This window comes from Mucilaginibacter sp. PAMC 26640 (assembly GCA_001596135.1).
In the GTDB taxonomy this organism is placed as follows: Bacteria; Bacteroidota; Bacteroidia; order Sphingobacteriales; family Sphingobacteriaceae; genus Mucilaginibacter.
In genome coordinates this window covers 4,698,017-4,713,636 of the sequence record CP014773.1, presented here as the reverse complement: position 1 = coordinate 4,713,636, position 15,620 = coordinate 4,698,017, and the positions used below count along the sequence as shown (strand labels likewise).

Below are 15,620 nucleotides of genomic sequence, written 5' to 3'. Positions count from 1 at the left end.
TTATGCTGAAGGCTGTGCGCCGGGTAATTGAGTGGATGGATCTAAGGCCATCATTCCATTGCGGATTATGGCACGTTTAGCCAGTTCTATTTTAAATTCGTTATGTTCAAAGCCGATAGCGCCTTGTAGTATTATTTCCGCAGCAGCCGCAAAATTTGCTTCATCTGGTTGTTTTCCGGCAAGGTAATCTTCTGCCGCTTTTACGCGCCACGGCTTATGCGCCACACCGCCCAGGGCAATGCGGGCCTCTTTGATGATGCCATTTTCAATGTCCAAACCTGTAGCTACCGATATTAAGGCAAAGGCGTAAGAATTGCGGTCGCGTAGTTTTAAATAGGAGTAGTTTTTTGCAAACCCTTTTTTGGGCAGCTCAATGCCGGTGATCAGTTCTCCGGCCAATAAATTGTTATCTAAATGTGGCGTATCTCCCGGCAAGCGATGAAAATCAGCAAAATTTAATTTCCGGTTGCCATTCGGGCCAGCAATGTTTACCACGGCATCCAATGCGGCCAGTGCCACACACATATCCGAAGGGAATACTGCGATACAATGCTCACTGGTACCCAGAATAGCCATAATGCGGTTGTTACCGTTGATTGCCGAACACCCGGACCCCGGTACTCTTTTATTGCATGGGGCATGGGCATCATAAAAATAATAACAACGGGTACGCTGTAATAAGTTACCGCCGTTGGTGGCCATATTGCGGATCTGCCCGGATGCACCGGCCAAAATAGCCTTAGATAGCAGTGGGTAGTTCTGTTCGATAAGCGGGTGGTAGGCAGTATCTGCATTGGTGGCCAAAGCGCCGAGCAGTATCCCCGTTTCTATCTGAGTTATGGCGCTATCAAGCGAGTTGATATCTACCAGCGTTTCAACGCTTTCAAGGTTGTATTTGAGCAGATCGAGCAGGTTGGTGCCACCGGCGATAAAGGTTGATTTTCCTACTGCTTCCTCAACGGAGCCTGCTACCTCATAATCAAAATTATTCATGACCCATCCCTTCCATTATTGCGTCAATTATCTGCATGTTGGCGCCACAGCGGCAAAGGTTACCACTCATGGCATCCTGCACTTCCAACCTGGTTTTAGCCTTTCCTTCCTGCATCATGCCAATGGCGCTGCAGATCTGCCCGGGAGTGCAATAACCGCATTGAAACGCGTCATGATCAATAAAACCCTGTTGCAAGGGATGATCCACACCTTCAATGGTGGTAATTTCGGCACCATCTTTCATCACCGCCAATGTAAGGCAACTTAAAACCCGTTTGCCATCACATAAAACCGTGCATGCACCACATTGTCCATGGTCGCAGCCTTTTTTAGTGCCCGTTAAATCCAGGTATTCTCTAAGGGCATCCAACAGGCTCACATAAGGTAATACCTCCAGGGTATGCGCTGCCCCGTTAATATGGAGCGTGATCGTTTTTGGTGTCCCTTTTGAAACAGGGTTAACCTGAGTAGGAGATGCAATCAACATAACTTATTGTTTCCAATAGGAACATCACCACAATTATTATGTTTAAAAAAATTAAAATTTTCTAAACTTTCTTTTCGGCATCTTGAGACGAATTATTTTGAAAATTGATGCGGAAATAGGAGGTATCTTCACAAAGGCCCTTAGTGTTTAACTGGACCGTCTTTATAAGCAGGCAATTTGTTCAGCACACAAAATGCGAATGCGGAAAGCTACTTATCCCACCACACCCGGGCCTTTTCATTAAAATCATTTAGCCCTCCGTATACGGCCAGGGCCTTGTTTACATTCGTACTATTCAGTGTAAACTCTGATTGCGGATAGGGAAGCTTTCGCGGAATAGCACCGCGCGAACTGCTTGGGCCGGTAATGGTGTTTGGATTGGCCACTAGTTTAGGATAGCCTGTACGGCGCCAGTTGGCGTAAACCTCGTCTGCATCAAATATAAACCCGGCTAACCAGAATTCGGTGTTGATCCGTTCAATGCTTTTCTCGACGGTGGGGTCTAAAGGATCTACTAATGGGTTGCGGGCCAGGTAGGCTACAATTTGCGCATTGCTAATGGAAGGCCCGGTGGGCAAAAGTGCCAGCGATTGCATGTGGGCAGTTACGCCGGATCGGTAGTATTCGTTGGCATCTCCATCTATGTACCCTCTCAGCACGGCTTCTGCCAGTAGAAACTGCACTTCCGCAAACTGAAAATCAAAAAAAGGTGTTTCTTCTAAACCAAATATCGAAACATTGACCCTTGCATTTGGTAATGGATCGGCTGCTTTAAAACTGTAGCCTACATACTGTAAGGTATCTTTTGATGTAATTACCCCGCCCGCATTGGCGGCTTTGTTATAAATTGCCCCATAAATATTAAGCCGGGGATCGCCTGCGGCCTTCATTTTACTTACCAGGGTTTGATGAAGGAAAAAATGCTGATCGCTGAGGTTAAAGAAAAAGCCATTATCTGCGCTGCTGTTATGCTTTAACACCGGCATGTCCATATTAGAGGTCATCACACCATCGGTATAGGCTTCTTTTACTAAAATTGCGGCTTGTGCCGGGTCAACCTTTATCAGTCTCATACCAATTTTTAGCAACATAGCGTTGGCCAGCTTACGCCACTGGGCAGCACTGCCACCATAGAATTGGTCGCCGCCAACAACCATTGCCGGGTTACTTTTCATAAGGGCAATGGCAGCACGTAACTCTTTGATGAGGTCGGCATAGATCACCTGCTGGGTATCGTACTCCGGCGTGAATATTCCACTTGCAAGCGCCTGCCCAGCCTGAAAATAGGGGATGTCCCCGTACATATCTGTCAGTTTTTGATAAATAAAAACCCGCCAGATACGCGCTGCGGCATACGTAGTAGCCATATCCGGCTTGTTTTTGAGAATAGGTACGATGTACTCCAGGTTTCGTAATACGGGGATGTAGAAGTTGTTCCAATACCGGTTGGAAATTGCATCTGACAAGGAATAGGTAGTACCCGACCAAAAATCGCTGTAACCGTATTGCATAAAAGCATGGCAGTAATTGGTGCGGGCCTCCATATCTGCGGCAGAGGTCTTTACCAGTGCATCTGAAAATAAAAGTGCAGGCTGCGCAACCACACTGCCATCCGGGTTGAGGTTGTATTCAGCAAAATTTTTGGTGCATGCACAGGGCAGCAAAGCAAAGCAGATGATCACCGTTGTTTTGAGTAGCCGCTTTAATCCTCTGTTCATCATCAAAAAACAATATTTAAGTTAAAACCGTAAGTTCTGCTGGCTGGCAGTCCGCCGGTATCATAGCCGTAGCCATTACCGATACTATCTGATGCATCCGGGTCAAATATGGGCAGGTCTTTTCGGAAGTAAAGCAAATTACGCGCTATTAATGAAAAGGTTGCACTTTTAACCGGGCCGTTGCCGAGTAAGCGCCTGGGTAGTGTATAACCCAATGACACCTGCCGCAGTTTTATAAACGTGCGGCTGAATACCGATGATTCATCTACGTAATAAGCCAGTGTGCCGTTTGCATTGTATTGTTGGTAGGGGTTATAAGGCAAAGTATTTTTAACATAATTTGGCGCGGCATCCGTACCGGTGTTCACCATTCCCTGTGGGATATATTTGCCGTCGCGGCCCAGTACTGATGTTGTGCTATTACCAAAGAAATTAGCCCAGCGCGCGCCGTCCTCATATATTTTTCCGCCAAACCGGCCATCTATTAAAAAGCTTAATCGCAGGTTTTTAAAGCGGAAACTATTGGTTATCCCACCGGTCCAATCCGGATTGGTGCTGCCCAGGTATACTTCGTTATTTACAGCAAGCATTCCGCCTGCTGTTTTCACCGGGTTACCATTGCTATCAAAAGTTAAGGCGCCCTTGTCAATTACTACTGCATCGGCTGTGCCGCTGCCATTGGCACTAATAGCCTTGTAAACCAGTTGCCCTGCAGCATCCCGGCGGAAGGGCGTACCGAAGATTGACCCAAGCGGATAGCCCGCTTTGGCTTTGATATTATAATAGAACGATACCCCGTTGGTCTTTAAAGCATCATTTAAACTGGTAACCAGGTTTTTATTTTTAGCGTAATTGATGCTGACATCCCATGAAAAGTTTTTTGTTCTTATAGCGGTGGCATTAACCAAAAGCTCGATGCCGCGGTTATACATCGAGCCTGCGTTTTGGTAAGTGGCATTAAAACCAGTGGCCGTAGGCAGCGCGATAGGGAGGAGAAAGTTTTTTGATGTTTTATTGTACCAGGCAAAATCAATAAAAAGGCGGTCTTTAAAAAACTTAAGTTCGGTACCTATTTCGGTTTCGGTAGTGTTTTCGGGTTTTAGTCCCGATGGGGGCAAAGAAGTATTGCTGATCTCCTGCCCCGGTATACCATTCACCGTGGGTGTAAACTTAAAAGTGAGATCCGTTTGATTTGGAACCGGGTTACTACTGGTTTGCCCAACTGCCAGCCTCAATTTCCCAAAAGAGAGAATCTGCGGGTCTATCTTCAGTGCATCTGTAAAAATATAACTCAAGTTAGCCGAAGGGTAAAATATATGGTTGGTGAAGCCGGGCCTGGAGGAGGTTAAAGCCGAAAACCAGTCATTACGGCCGGTAATCTCTAGAAAAAGATAATTTTTAAAACCGATTTGAGCCTCTCCGAATACCGAATTGGTTTTAGAGCGCGGTATTGTAATTTGTACGGGCTGGCCTACCGTAACGTTGCCTAGGCTAACCAGATTCGGATCGGCAAGGTTGACGCCGGTTAATGTTACCGATTTAAAAGTTGCCTGCTGCAGTTCCGCGCCGGCGAAACCGCTCAGGCTGATATTACCAAAAGATTGGTTGTACAACAACATTCCCCGTACATCGCTGCGCTGCTGGTTGAAGTTGGTAGTGGTGATGGAGCCGCCGCCATTTTTATTGTTAGGGAAGTTAACAAATAGTCCATCGGTATTTACATAATCTATACCGCTGATGAGGTTGGCCTGTAAGTGGTTGGTAAGGTCGACCGAAATATTTGCCGAAGAGATGATCCGGTTTTGAGTTTGGTTATTGATCACTTTTTCTATCCCGATGTAAGGATTAGTGTAAGTGTAGAGATAATTACCTTCGGCATCCCGCTTATCCAGGAAGGCGATATCGGTTACATTATCCGACCGGATAAAATATTTTGCGAAGGATCCGCGGTCGTCGCCGCGCAAAAGTGGGATATTGAGCCGTTGCGTTCTGGATGCATCTATTTTAATATCCGTGTGGATGCGCTTGCCAAAATCCTGGATGAATTTTAAAAGCCCGTTGTACCGCTCAAAGCCGGAGCCAGGGATAGGCGAGTTACTTTTGGTTTGCGACGCTGATACTCTGAAACTACCATCCTTAATTGTTTTTGCCAACGCGAGACTATTCGTAGTGCTAAAACCCGTATTAAAAAAGGTATTGAACCTTTGTTTTGCGGTTTGGGGCTGATAAGGGCCAATTTGCCCATCTGCCCCAAGTGCCATCTGTCCTGAAAACGGTACCCCCCAGGATTGGCCGGTTAAATAATAATTGTTGCTGATATTATCAGCGGCCGTGTACAGCATTCCATTATTACCACGGCCATATTGGTATTGCAGATCGCCGTAAGGCACCATTTTTTCCAGCACGGTATTGCTGTTAAAAGTGATACCTAAACCGTTTGTGCCGGATGCTTTTTTAGTGGTGATCAAGATTACCCCGGCCTGGGCACTGCCACCGTAAAGTGCAGCTGCCGAGGCACCCTTTAAAATACTGATCGATTCGATATCATCCGGGTTGATGGATGCCAGGCCGTCGCCGGGGTCTGCCCCGCCATATATTTTTAAGGGATCTTCCGTGTTTTCGCGTGTGTCGCTATTGATCGGGATGCCATCGATAACGTAAAGCGGCTGGTTAGAGCCTGAAAATGAAGAATAGCCACGCAAAATAACCCTAGACGACCCGCCAGGGCCATTAGGTGGCGATTGTACGATCAGTCCGGCCACTTTTCCGGCCAGTGCATTAATGAAAGTTGGCTCTCGCGTTTCCGAAACCTCATCACCACTTATCTGTGTTACCGAGTAACCCAGCCTGCGTTCGGATTTTTTTAAGCCGAGTGCAGTAATAATAACTTCGCTCAGCGCATTATCCTCCGGAAGCATGCGGATGCTAAGCGGATCGTAATCCTTTATGGTGAAGGTTTGTGGTACATAGCCTACATAGGTAATAGTTAACTGCGAATTGACCGGTACATCAAGCGAAAACTTGCCGTTTATATCAGTTGCTGTAGAAATCGTTGAACCTTGCAGCTGCACAGTGGCGCCAATTAAGGGCAGCGCATTATCAGCTGCAACGGTGCCGGTGATCTGAGAGGAACCTAATTGTTCGCCAACCGGTAAAATCACGATGATATTGTTACTCAGTTTATTGTAAGTGAAGCCCGTATTGGCTAACAGTTTATCCAAAGCTACCAGGGCATCTTCCTTATCGACAGTGAGGCTAAACTTAGCAGTGGTTGGGATCTTACGTTCGCTGTATACAAAATGGTAGGGCGATTGCTTTTCAATAGCAGCGAGCGCTTTTTTAAAATCTGCCGATTTTAAGTTCAAAGAGACTTTATTTTGCCCGTAAACACCGGCAAATGAGGATAAGCTAAATAATGAAATTAATAAAAATCTCAGTTTCATTAATAGAGGTTAACACCAAACAGACTCCACCACTTCATTTACCAGCAAAGCACCACCTTTGCTTTTTTGTTGCCTCCAATCAACTATTTCAGTTAAAAAAGCAAAAGCTAATAAATTAGCAAAAGTTGTAAGCAGTTTTCGGCTAATGATTGTTCTATAACTACAAGATGAATTTGCCCAAACGTTAAGATGATTTAAAAGCGAATTCATATGTTCTGAGATTTAGTTGATAGCCGGGGAGGAGTCCCCGGTTTATTTTCAATACCCAAAACATGGCTTGCGCGATAAAAAAATCAAGGCAAAGCAGGGCCAATCCAACTTTGACGGATTAAAATAACGTAAAATTCGCGTTACTTTAAGTATCTGAGTAGCAGTAAAAAGCTATTTAACCGTAAATTTTTGAATTAAGGCTGCGTTTTCAGAATCACCACCAACTTTTATGGCATATTCGCCGGGGTACATTTTAAACTTATGTTCCTTTGCATCCCACTTTTGAAGTTCAGACGCCGCGATCTTAAAAGTGATTTGGTTACTCTCCGCTGGTTTTAGTTGAACTTTTTTAAACGATTTAAGCTCCTGGATAGGAAGATCCGGATTTTTCGGATATACAATATAGGCCTGTGCCGTTTCTGTTCCATTTAATTTTCCGGTATTAGTTAATTTATAAGCAACCGAAATGGTATCTGTATTTTTATATTGTGTCTTCAATTTTGAGGCAGCCTCATACCCGAAGGTAGTATAGGTTAACCCGTAACCGAAAGGGTATTGTACTTTACCGGTGTGGTACCTGTAAGTACGCTCTTTCATATCATAGCTATCAAAAGCAGGCAAATCATTTACTGAGTTGTAGAAAGTTAGCGGGAGTTTACCCGACGGTGCCACTTTGCCAAATAAAAGATCTGCAAGTGCGTTCCCACCTTGTTCACCGGGGTACCAGGCCAGGATGATGGCATCTGCATAGGGCTTAATAGCAGCAATGTCAACATCGCTGCCACTGGTAACAACCGCAATCAGTGGAGTTTTTGTGCCTTTGCGCAGTGCCTTTAAAAATGCGATCTGGCTGGCAGGCAGGCTTAGGTTTTTTTTGTCTCCCCCAGATGGGGATAAGAATGCGTCACCCGCTTCGCCCTCGTTAGTTGGCGATAATCCTAGTACGGCTATGCTGATATCGGCGTTGCCGGCCCCCCAGATTCCACCAAAATGGGTAGTATCGCTTTCACCTGCTCCCAGGTCATATTCAACCCTTACCCCTTTATCAACCGCACCGGAAATACCTTCAACAAAATTTACCATGTTAGAGCTGATACCGTGATAGCTGCCAACCAGGGCATCAAGTGATGCCGCATTTGGCCCTAATACCATTATACTGCCGTATTTATCGGCACTTAAGGGTAATAGGTTGCCCTTGTTTTCTAATAATACCATGCTTTTTTGCGCTGCCTCACGGGTGAGGGCTACATGGTATGCGTTGTGGATACTATCTGTGCCGAAATTGGCATAAGGTGAAAGTTTAGGCTCATCATAAAAGCCGAGTTTCATTTGCGTAAGCAATACCGGCGTTAGCGCAGCATCAACTTCTTTTTCTGAAAGGAGTTTTTGTTTTACAGCTTCTACTACATCGTTCTGCAGCACGCTGGAGCAATCCAGGTTGATACCGGCTTTGATAGCCGCCGCTGCTGCTGCTACGCTGGTTTTAATATATTTATGTGTATTGAACACATCATCTAATGCACCGCAATCGGTTACAATATAGCCGGTAAAGCCCCAGTCTTTCCGGAGGATATTTTGTAGCAAATTGTTATTTACCGAGTTCGGGATCCCGTTTACGCTGTTGTAGGCCGTCATTACGCTGGAAACACCACCTTTAACCAGTTTATTGAAAGCATATAAATAAGTATTGTGCAAGTCCTGCTCCGATACCTTTGAGTCAAAATAATCGCGGGTAGCTTCCGGGCCGCTGTGGGCCACAAAGTGCTTGGCAGTTGCAGATATTTTTAATCTGCCGGGTATCTGGCCCTGCATACCATTTACATAGGCCATGCCTATCTGGCTGGTAAGAAAAGGGTCTTCCCCGTAAGTTTCCTGGCCGCGTCCCCAGCGCGGGTCGCGAAAGATATTAATATTGGGTGACCAATAAGTCAGCCCTACATACTGCCCGTGGTTGTTTTTTGCTATGGCCAGGTTGTATTTTGCCCGCGCTTCGGTTGATATCACATCGCCAATTTGCCTGATTAATGTCGTATCAAAGGTTGCAGCCATGGCGATTGCCTGCGGGAAAATGGTTGATTCGCCTGCTCGAGCTACCCCGTGCAGTCCCTCATTCCACCAATTATAGGCGGGTATTTGCAGACGCTCTACCGCTTTACTTCTGTAACCCAGCAATAATGCTTTTTCTGTAAGTGTTAATTTGCCCAAGAGATCCTTCACCCGGGCGTTTTGACTCAGATTTGGATTTAAATAGGCAGCCTGCTGTTGTGCAAACGCAGTGATGCTGAAAGTAAGGGTTAACGTTGTAAATAGTAAAGTGCGAATAGAGGCTTTCATGATATAAATATCTTCTTGTAAAAAGTATCTGTATTGGAACGTGCTGTTGTAATTTTAGCGGGTAAAAATTTGAGCCAAAAATCTAATAAATATAGATAGTGGAATTTGATACCTGGTAATGAAACTTTTCTGTCAGGCGAAGGTCGTTCAGCAAATGTGGGGCGGACTTTTCGAAGTACCCGGTGAAACGGAATTTTTTGAGTCCCTCGTTTTTGAACACAACATTTACCCCGTACCGCTGCTCCATCTGTAGTGCAATGTCTTCAAAGCTTTCGTTTCTGAAAACCATCTGATCGCTTAACCAGGCGGTTTCTAATAAAGTACTGTCACTGTCGCTTTGGTAAGTGAAGGATGTAAGGGTGTATTGGGTATTGTTACTGTTTTTAGCTGTATCGTGTTTGGGTGCAACTGGCAGGTTTGGCTTATTATAACTTGCATTTTTTACGACGAGTTTTTCGTTTGGCTTCAGCAAGATCCGGTCTTCCGGCCGGTCGTTAAGCGTCACTTCAATTGCTCCCCTTAACAGGGTGGTTTCCATCACTGAATCTTTCGGGTAAGATTTTACATTGAATGCTGTTCCAAGCACCTTGATATTCATTTTACCAGTATGGATGATAAAGGGATGTTTTGGATCCTTTTTTACGTCAAAATAAGCTTCTCCAGTTAGGGTGACTTCACGAAATTGGTGATTAAAACTAGCAGGGTATGCTAAAACACTTTTTGAATTCAGGGTAACCTTAGTGCCGTCGTTTAAAGTAATTATAGCCTTTTGGCCGTTCGAATTAAATTGCTGCAAGGCAACGCCTTCCTGGTCTTTATCAGCGAAATATAAAAGATAAGTTAATGCAGCTGCCGCGAAAACAAGCAAAGCCGCAGCTATCGCCCAGAAATAAGTCTTCTTTTTAAACGCTGCAGGAGGTGGAAGTAAGTGCTGGTCGGTGTCATGATCATCTAGTCCGGCTTCTTCCGCTTTTTTAATTTTATCTTTTAACTTACTGAAAGCAAGTTTGTTGTCTTGCTGATGCGTATCAGAATTTTTCCAATACAAACTCATAGCTTCATATTGTTGCTTAAATGAAGGGGAGGTATCCAGTAAAATTTTAAGTTCGTCGGCTTCCGGTTGGTTTATTTCTCCGGTAAGTTTCTTGGTTACCAGTTCAATAAATTTCTCGTCGCCCATCTCGGTTTATAACTTCCATTTGTATTATGGACAATATTTTTTCAAAAAATACATACAAGTTTAATGAAAAAATAGAGAAATATCTATAAATGAGGATATTTAGAAAATGTAGTCGGGTATTTTAGCTGGCGAAGTCTGGAAATTTGCCCGGTAATAGCCCTCAAGGGTGACGTTGAGTTTTTTCATAGCCCGGAAAAGTTGCGTTTGCACAGTGCGGGGCGAAATGTTTAGGATTTCGGCTACCTCTTTGTAGCGCATGCTATCTTCCTTAATCAGCCTGAAAATAATCCGGCATTGTTGCGGCAGGGTATCAATGGCGCAATCCATCTTGTGGATCAATTCTTTATTTTCCAGCGCCCTTTGCGGATCGTAATTATTAAAAAATTCAACTTGATTGGTATCTTCGATTTGTACCAGGTGAATATTGGAATATTTTTTAATGTAATTTAGCGAATGGTTTTTAACAGCGACAAACAGATAGGTCTCGGGTTTCTTTATCTCAGTGAGTGTTTTGCGGTTTAGCCAGCATTTTACAAATACGTCTGATACGATTTCCTCGGCAGCTTCGCGATTGTGAATGTATAGCACACAAAATCTGATCAGCGAATTGTTTAAAACGGAGAAGAAAAGCTCAAATGCTTTATCGTCATCATTTTCGCAAATCAGTTTCCAGAGACTTAATGTATCTACTTTTTTACTCAAAATATCAATATTTACGCTTTATGTTGCCCCTAATGTGAATTCAACATTAAGAACAGTTAAATTTATAAAACTATTTTAAATAGATAAGCATCTTTTGAATTTTTATTAAAAAGTTTTTTTGAACATTGTAGGCGATAACCGATAAACGGTTGTTGTAATAAGTACACTATGTACAAAGTTCGCTCTTTGTGGTCGACCGTAGTATATAGCGTTAGAAAAATCCCTTTAAGTACACCTTATGAAGTTTATTATCAGTAAAAAAACATTTTTCGTCGCGATTTCGGCAATATCCTGCCTTTTTGGAGCCGAAAAATCATTTTCGCAAAACATTTATGAATTAAATGGTAGCTGGAAATGCAAAAAAGCAGGCGAGATTTCACAAACCGGCCTGGAAATTTCCAAAACCACTTACAGTTTCGCGGGGTGGATGCCAGCAGTGGTGCCTGGAACTGTACTAACCAGCTTGTTGGCTGAAAAAAAAGTACCCGATCCATTCTACGGGATGAACAATGAAAAAATTCCTGATATCTACAAAACAGGCAGCGCTTACTATACTTACTGGTTCGCTAAAGATTTTAAGCAAACTGTACCAGCCGCCGGGCGCCATATTTATTTAAACTTTAATGGCGTTAATTATAGTTTCGACGCTTTTTTAAACGGACACAAATTAAACCGTACAATTAATAAAGGTATGTTTTTGCGCCGCTCGTATGATATTACCAGGTGGCTTGCCAAAGATGGGGCTAATCGCCTGGCCGTAATCGTACACCCGCCGGATGCTGTGGGCAATGCAAATGGCGGCCAGGGTGGCGACGGTACCATAGCAAAAAATGTGGGTATTCAATACACCGCAGGGTGGGACTGGATACAACCGATGCGCGATAGGAACACCGGTATATGGGATAAAGTTACCGTGCAAACCACCGGGGCTGTCCGCATCAAGGATCCGCATGTGATTACGCTTGTTCCTGGTGTTCGCCAAGCAGAAGGTGCTCAGCAACCGGCCATTATACAATTATCTGCCGATCTGCAAAATGCATCGGCCACCCCAGTAACCGGGGTTTTACAATATGAACTGGCCGGATTAAAAGTACAGAAGAAGGTTACGCTTAAACCCGGTGCGATAACAGAAGTGCAACTAAGTGACCTTACCTTACCTAACCCTAAATTGTGGTGGCCAAATGGTTATGGGGCGCAAAACCTCTACAATTTAAAACTGCAGTTTGTAGAAACCGGTGCCAAAATTTCCGATGAGCAAAATATATCAGTAGGCGTAAGACAAATTACGACCGAATGGAACAGCCGTACCGAAAGCAAACAGGTAAATGTTAACGGGCAAAAAGTGTTTATAAAAGGTGGTAACTGGATCATTTCTGACGCGATGCTGCGTTTTTCCAAAGAACGCTATGATGCCGAGGTGCGTTTTCACCGGGATATGAACCTAAACCTGATCAGGGTTTGGGGTGGTGCGCTGATAGAGCGACCAGACTTTTTTGAAGCTTGTGATAAATATGGCATGCTGGTATTCCAGGATATGTGGGGATCGGGCGATTGCAACGGCCGGTGGCTTGACCCAATGAAGCTGGAAGACCAATGGACCCGCCGCAAGTACCCGGATGATCATGACCTGTACCTCGAATCGGTTGCAGACCAGGTGAAGCTGGTGCGTAACTATGCATCACTTGCCATTTGGTGCGGCGGTAACGAAATAACGCCGCCCGAAGATATATTGCGGGCGCTGCAGGATACCCTAATGCCGAAGCTGGATAATACCCGCTGGTTTATCCCGTACTCCAACTCCGAAACGATGTCGCGCAATGTGCTTGGCGGTAATGGCGACGGGCCTTACGGAATCCAGCCCTTATCTGTGTTGTGGAACGAACGGACTTACCCATTTAATTCTGAGATTGGGTCGGTAGGGGTGAGTGATTATGAATCTTTAAAGCGTTTTCTGCCCCAGGAAAATATGGTGCTACCCGTTTACGATGAAGCAACCGGCAAAACAAAAACCGATTCTGTTTGGGACTATCATAAATATATAGGTTATGACGGTTTTATAAACAAATACGGCAAGGCAAAAAATGTAGAAGATTTTGCTGACAAAGCGCAGCTGGTTAACTATGACCAGTACCGCGCGTTGATGGAGGGCTTCAGCTCGCACATGTGGGATTGGTATACCGGCGTGATCATATGGAAAACGCAAAACCCGTGGACAGCCATGCGCGGCCAGATGTATGATTATTACCTGGATCCGAACGCTTGCCTTTATGGCCTGCACAACGGAAGCCAGCCGCTGCACGTGATGTATAACCCTACCGATGGTATGGTGATGGTAGCCAATAATACCTTTAAACCGGCAACTAATTTAATGCTGGTAGCCAAAACATTTGATATGGATGGCAAAGAGAAAATGATCACCCAGGTTTTCGTCGATGTTACCGAAACAACAACTAAACGATACCTGTCGGTAAAGAAAGCACTGGATGAAGTTGCCAAAGATAAAGGCGCATTTTTATTGCTGGAGCTTTTGGACGAACATCAGAAATCCATCAGTCAGAATATTTACTGGGTAGCCGATCAAAAAGGCGATTACTCAGGTTTGCAGAAAATGGAAAAGGTGGCATTGCAAACAACTGCCCGCCAGGTAAGCACCGGCAAAGTTGAGGTTACGCTGACTAATAAAAAAGGCGGTCCGTTGGCATTCTTTAACCGATTATCTTTGGTAGATGCAGGTACCAAGAGCAGGTTGCTCCCCGTTTTTTATAGTGATAACTATATAACCGTATTGCCGGGTGAGACTAAAAAAGTGATTGTTGATTATACCCCGGTAAAAAGTGGGGCCAAACCATTGCTAAGCGTAAAAGGCTGGAATGTTCCCGAAGCTTTTATCAGTATTCAATAGCATTTGCCAAACTAATTATGCAGCCGCTAAATACGAAAGTATTTAGCGGCTTTTATTTGGAAGTGTTTTGTAATAGTATCAATCCATATTTGGCGCTTTTCCATTGTTCATCCAGATCCTGCGGCACCTTTCCCGGCGTTTGCGAAAAGTTCCCGAGGATGATATCCATATCGCCATCGCCGTCAACATCTGCTTTTTCCATCGTCAGCGATTTTATGGGCAGTCCTGCTTTTAAGGTAAATGGTTTAAACCTGAATGTTTTGCTATCCTGGTTTTGCAAGTAAATGAAAGACTCGCTCAGTAGCGGACCGTAATCGGGGAAGAAAGATGTTGTAGCGAAATCAATATCGCCATCGCCGTCGAAATCATCAGCTAGAACACGGGTAACCCCATAAACAGGGTAAAAAAACCGCGCTTTAAATACACCATTGCCCTGGTTCAAATTCAAACGGATACCGTGGTAGGATTTTAAAATGTTGGAGTAATCTGCATTGTCCCCATGCACGGTAACAATATCCGTAAGGCCATCATGGTCATAATCTACCAGCGCCATATCGGTAGTGCCATAGTTAGGAGGGAAACGCAACACCCGTTTGGCTTTAAATTTAAGGTTCTCTTTCTGGTAAAAGATATATACACTTTCGTCGCCCTGGGAAAACATGGCAATGATATCCTTTTTACCATCTCCGTCCATATCTTTTAGGTAGCACATCACCGCACCGGGCACGGGCAGCAAAACGTCTTCGGTATATTTTGCGTTGACATTGTTTTTTTTGAACAGGGATAAGGAGCCCGTTTTGTTCCCGAAATTACATACGACGATCTCCGGGATCCCGTCGCCATTAAGGTCTTCAATCTGGCTGTGAACAGGTCGGTGCAGATCGGGGAGTACAGTTGTCTGGGTTTCGGCGTTTAGCTGTACGTAAGATCCGGTACTGAGTTCGGTAGGGTATAGCTTACCTATTTCCGTAAGGTAAGTAGTGTTTTTATCGAAGTTAAAATCTACTACCGGGCTGCTCACGTCATATGTTTTGGTGATACCGGCCGTGTATTGCCAATTAATTACCTGCTTGTGAAAATTGCTTATCCACAGAGTTTTTGTATCAACATTATATTTTAAGCCGGTGATCATAGACGGTCCCTGCTCGTCTATCTGGATATTTACGCGTTTAAATTGGGTGAGCGGACTGTTACGGGTAAGTCGGCTCTCGTCTAACAGGCTGGTATCCGGTGCATTTGCAATAACGTAGGTCTCTATCTTCTTCCAGTCTTCCTGGCTGATCATCGGCCGCTCGGGGATGATATTGTTTTTGTTAACGATGGCTCTCTCTGCATCAGACAAACCCCTCAGCGGATCATAATTGGGATATATGATCCCCATGCGGCTGGCCATAATGGGTAGCACGTGATTTTTCCAGATCTCTTTGGTAAGCGTTTCCGGACCTGGCGCCATATGGCAAAGGCTGCAGTAGCGTAAAAATAAGGTGCGGCCGTCATCCGCAGTAACGCGACGGTGGGTTTTTGTGGTAAAGGAATTTAAACTGATAAAGAGTGTAGTAACAAAACAACTCAACAAAATTCCAGTTCTCAACTGCATGCGCGCGTTTATTGTTAATACGTGTTTTTAAGCTAAGTAGATGCCTGAAGCAAT

9 protein-coding genes are annotated in these 15,620 nt (G+C 44.5%); 1 reads left to right on the top strand and 8 read right to left on the bottom strand.

Annotation, left to right across the window (positions count from 1 at the left end; all coding sequences use genetic code 11):
- The 7 genes from A0256_20290 to A0256_20260 form a co-directional block, all read right to left on the bottom strand.
- Complete coding sequence (locus tag A0256_20290; GenBank protein ID AMR33598.1) at window positions 1-993, bottom strand: FAD-binding molybdopterin dehydrogenase; 993 nt, start codon at window positions 991-993, stop codon at window positions 1-3.
- Window positions 986-1,480 carry a (2Fe-2S)-binding protein gene (locus tag A0256_20285; protein ID AMR33597.1) on the bottom strand — a complete coding sequence of 165 codons (495 nt, stop codon included), beginning with the start codon at window positions 1,478-1,480 and terminating at the stop codon, window positions 986-988. The genes A0256_20290 and A0256_20285 overlap by 8 nt, the downstream gene beginning before the upstream one ends.
- Window positions 1,481-1,689: 209 nt before the next feature.
- The gene (locus A0256_20280; GenBank protein AMR33596.1) at window positions 1,690-3,201 is read right to left on the bottom strand and encodes a hypothetical protein; all 1,512 of its coding nucleotides are present in this window, start codon (window positions 3,199-3,201) and stop codon (window positions 1,690-1,692) included.
- Window positions 3,201-6,641 carry a hypothetical protein gene (locus tag A0256_20275; GenBank protein ID AMR33595.1) on the bottom strand — a complete coding sequence of 1,147 codons (3,441 nt, stop codon included), beginning with the start codon at window positions 6,639-6,641 and terminating at the stop codon, window positions 3,201-3,203. The genes A0256_20280 and A0256_20275 overlap by 1 nt, the downstream gene beginning before the upstream one ends.
- Window positions 6,642-7,022: 381 nt before the next feature.
- Complete coding sequence (locus A0256_20270; GenBank protein ID AMR33594.1) at window positions 7,023-9,185, bottom strand: glycosyl hydrolase; 2,163 nt, start codon at window positions 9,183-9,185, stop codon at window positions 7,023-7,025.
- A gap of 82 nt (window positions 9,186-9,267) precedes the next feature.
- The gene (locus A0256_20265) at window positions 9,268-10,365 is read right to left on the bottom strand and encodes a hypothetical protein (protein AMR33593.1); all 1,098 of its coding nucleotides are present in this window, start codon (window positions 10,363-10,365) and stop codon (window positions 9,268-9,270) included.
- A gap of 99 nt (window positions 10,366-10,464) precedes the next feature.
- Window positions 10,465-11,067, bottom strand: a complete 603-nt coding sequence (locus tag A0256_20260) for a hypothetical protein (GenBank protein ID AMR33592.1) — start codon at window positions 11,065-11,067, stop codon at window positions 10,465-10,467.
- 238 nt (window positions 11,068-11,305) lie between these two features.
- Between A0256_20260 and A0256_20255 the strand changes: the two genes are divergently transcribed.
- Window positions 11,306-13,969: a glycosyl hydrolase gene (locus A0256_20255; protein AMR33591.1), complete on the top strand. Its 2,664-nt coding sequence runs from the start codon at window positions 11,306-11,308 to the stop codon at window positions 13,967-13,969.
- 52 nt (window positions 13,970-14,021) lie between these two features.
- Here the strand turns inward: A0256_20255 and A0256_20250 are convergent, their stop codons facing one another.
- Window positions 14,022-15,422 carry a hypothetical protein gene (locus A0256_20250; GenBank protein AMR33590.1) on the bottom strand — a complete coding sequence of 467 codons (1,401 nt, stop codon included), beginning with the start codon at window positions 15,420-15,422 and terminating at the stop codon, window positions 14,022-14,024.
- Window positions 15,423-15,620 lie beyond the last annotated feature (198 nt).

Excerpts from the sequence above, each read along its gene's own strand:
- A0256_20250 (AMR33590.1), bottom strand. The coding sequence starts at position 15,422 with ATGGCGCCAGGTCCGGAAACGCTTACCAAAGAGATCTGGAAAAATCAC.
- A0256_20285 (AMR33597.1), bottom strand. The coding sequence starts at position 1,480 with ATGTTGATTGCATCTCCTACTCAGGTTAACCCTGTTTCAAAAGGGACA.
- A0256_20270 (AMR33594.1), bottom strand. The coding sequence starts at position 9,185 with ATGAAAGCCTCTATTCGCACTTTACTATTTACAACGTTAACCCTTACT.
- A0256_20265 (AMR33593.1), bottom strand. The coding sequence starts at position 10,365 with ATGGGCGACGAGAAATTTATTGAACTGGTAACCAAGAAACTTACCGGA.
- A0256_20280 (AMR33596.1), bottom strand. The coding sequence starts at position 3,201 with ATGATGAACAGAGGATTAAAGCGGCTACTCAAAACAACGGTGATCATC.
- A0256_20290 (AMR33598.1), bottom strand. The coding sequence starts at position 993 with ATGAATAATTTTGATTATGAGGTAGCAGGCTCCGTTGAGGAAGCAGTA.
- A0256_20275 (AMR33595.1), bottom strand. The coding sequence starts at position 6,641 with ATGAAACTGAGATTTTTATTAATTTCATTATTTAGCTTATCCTCATTT.
- A0256_20255 (AMR33591.1), top strand. The coding sequence starts at position 11,306 with ATGAAGTTTATTATCAGTAAAAAAACATTTTTCGTCGCGATTTCGGCA.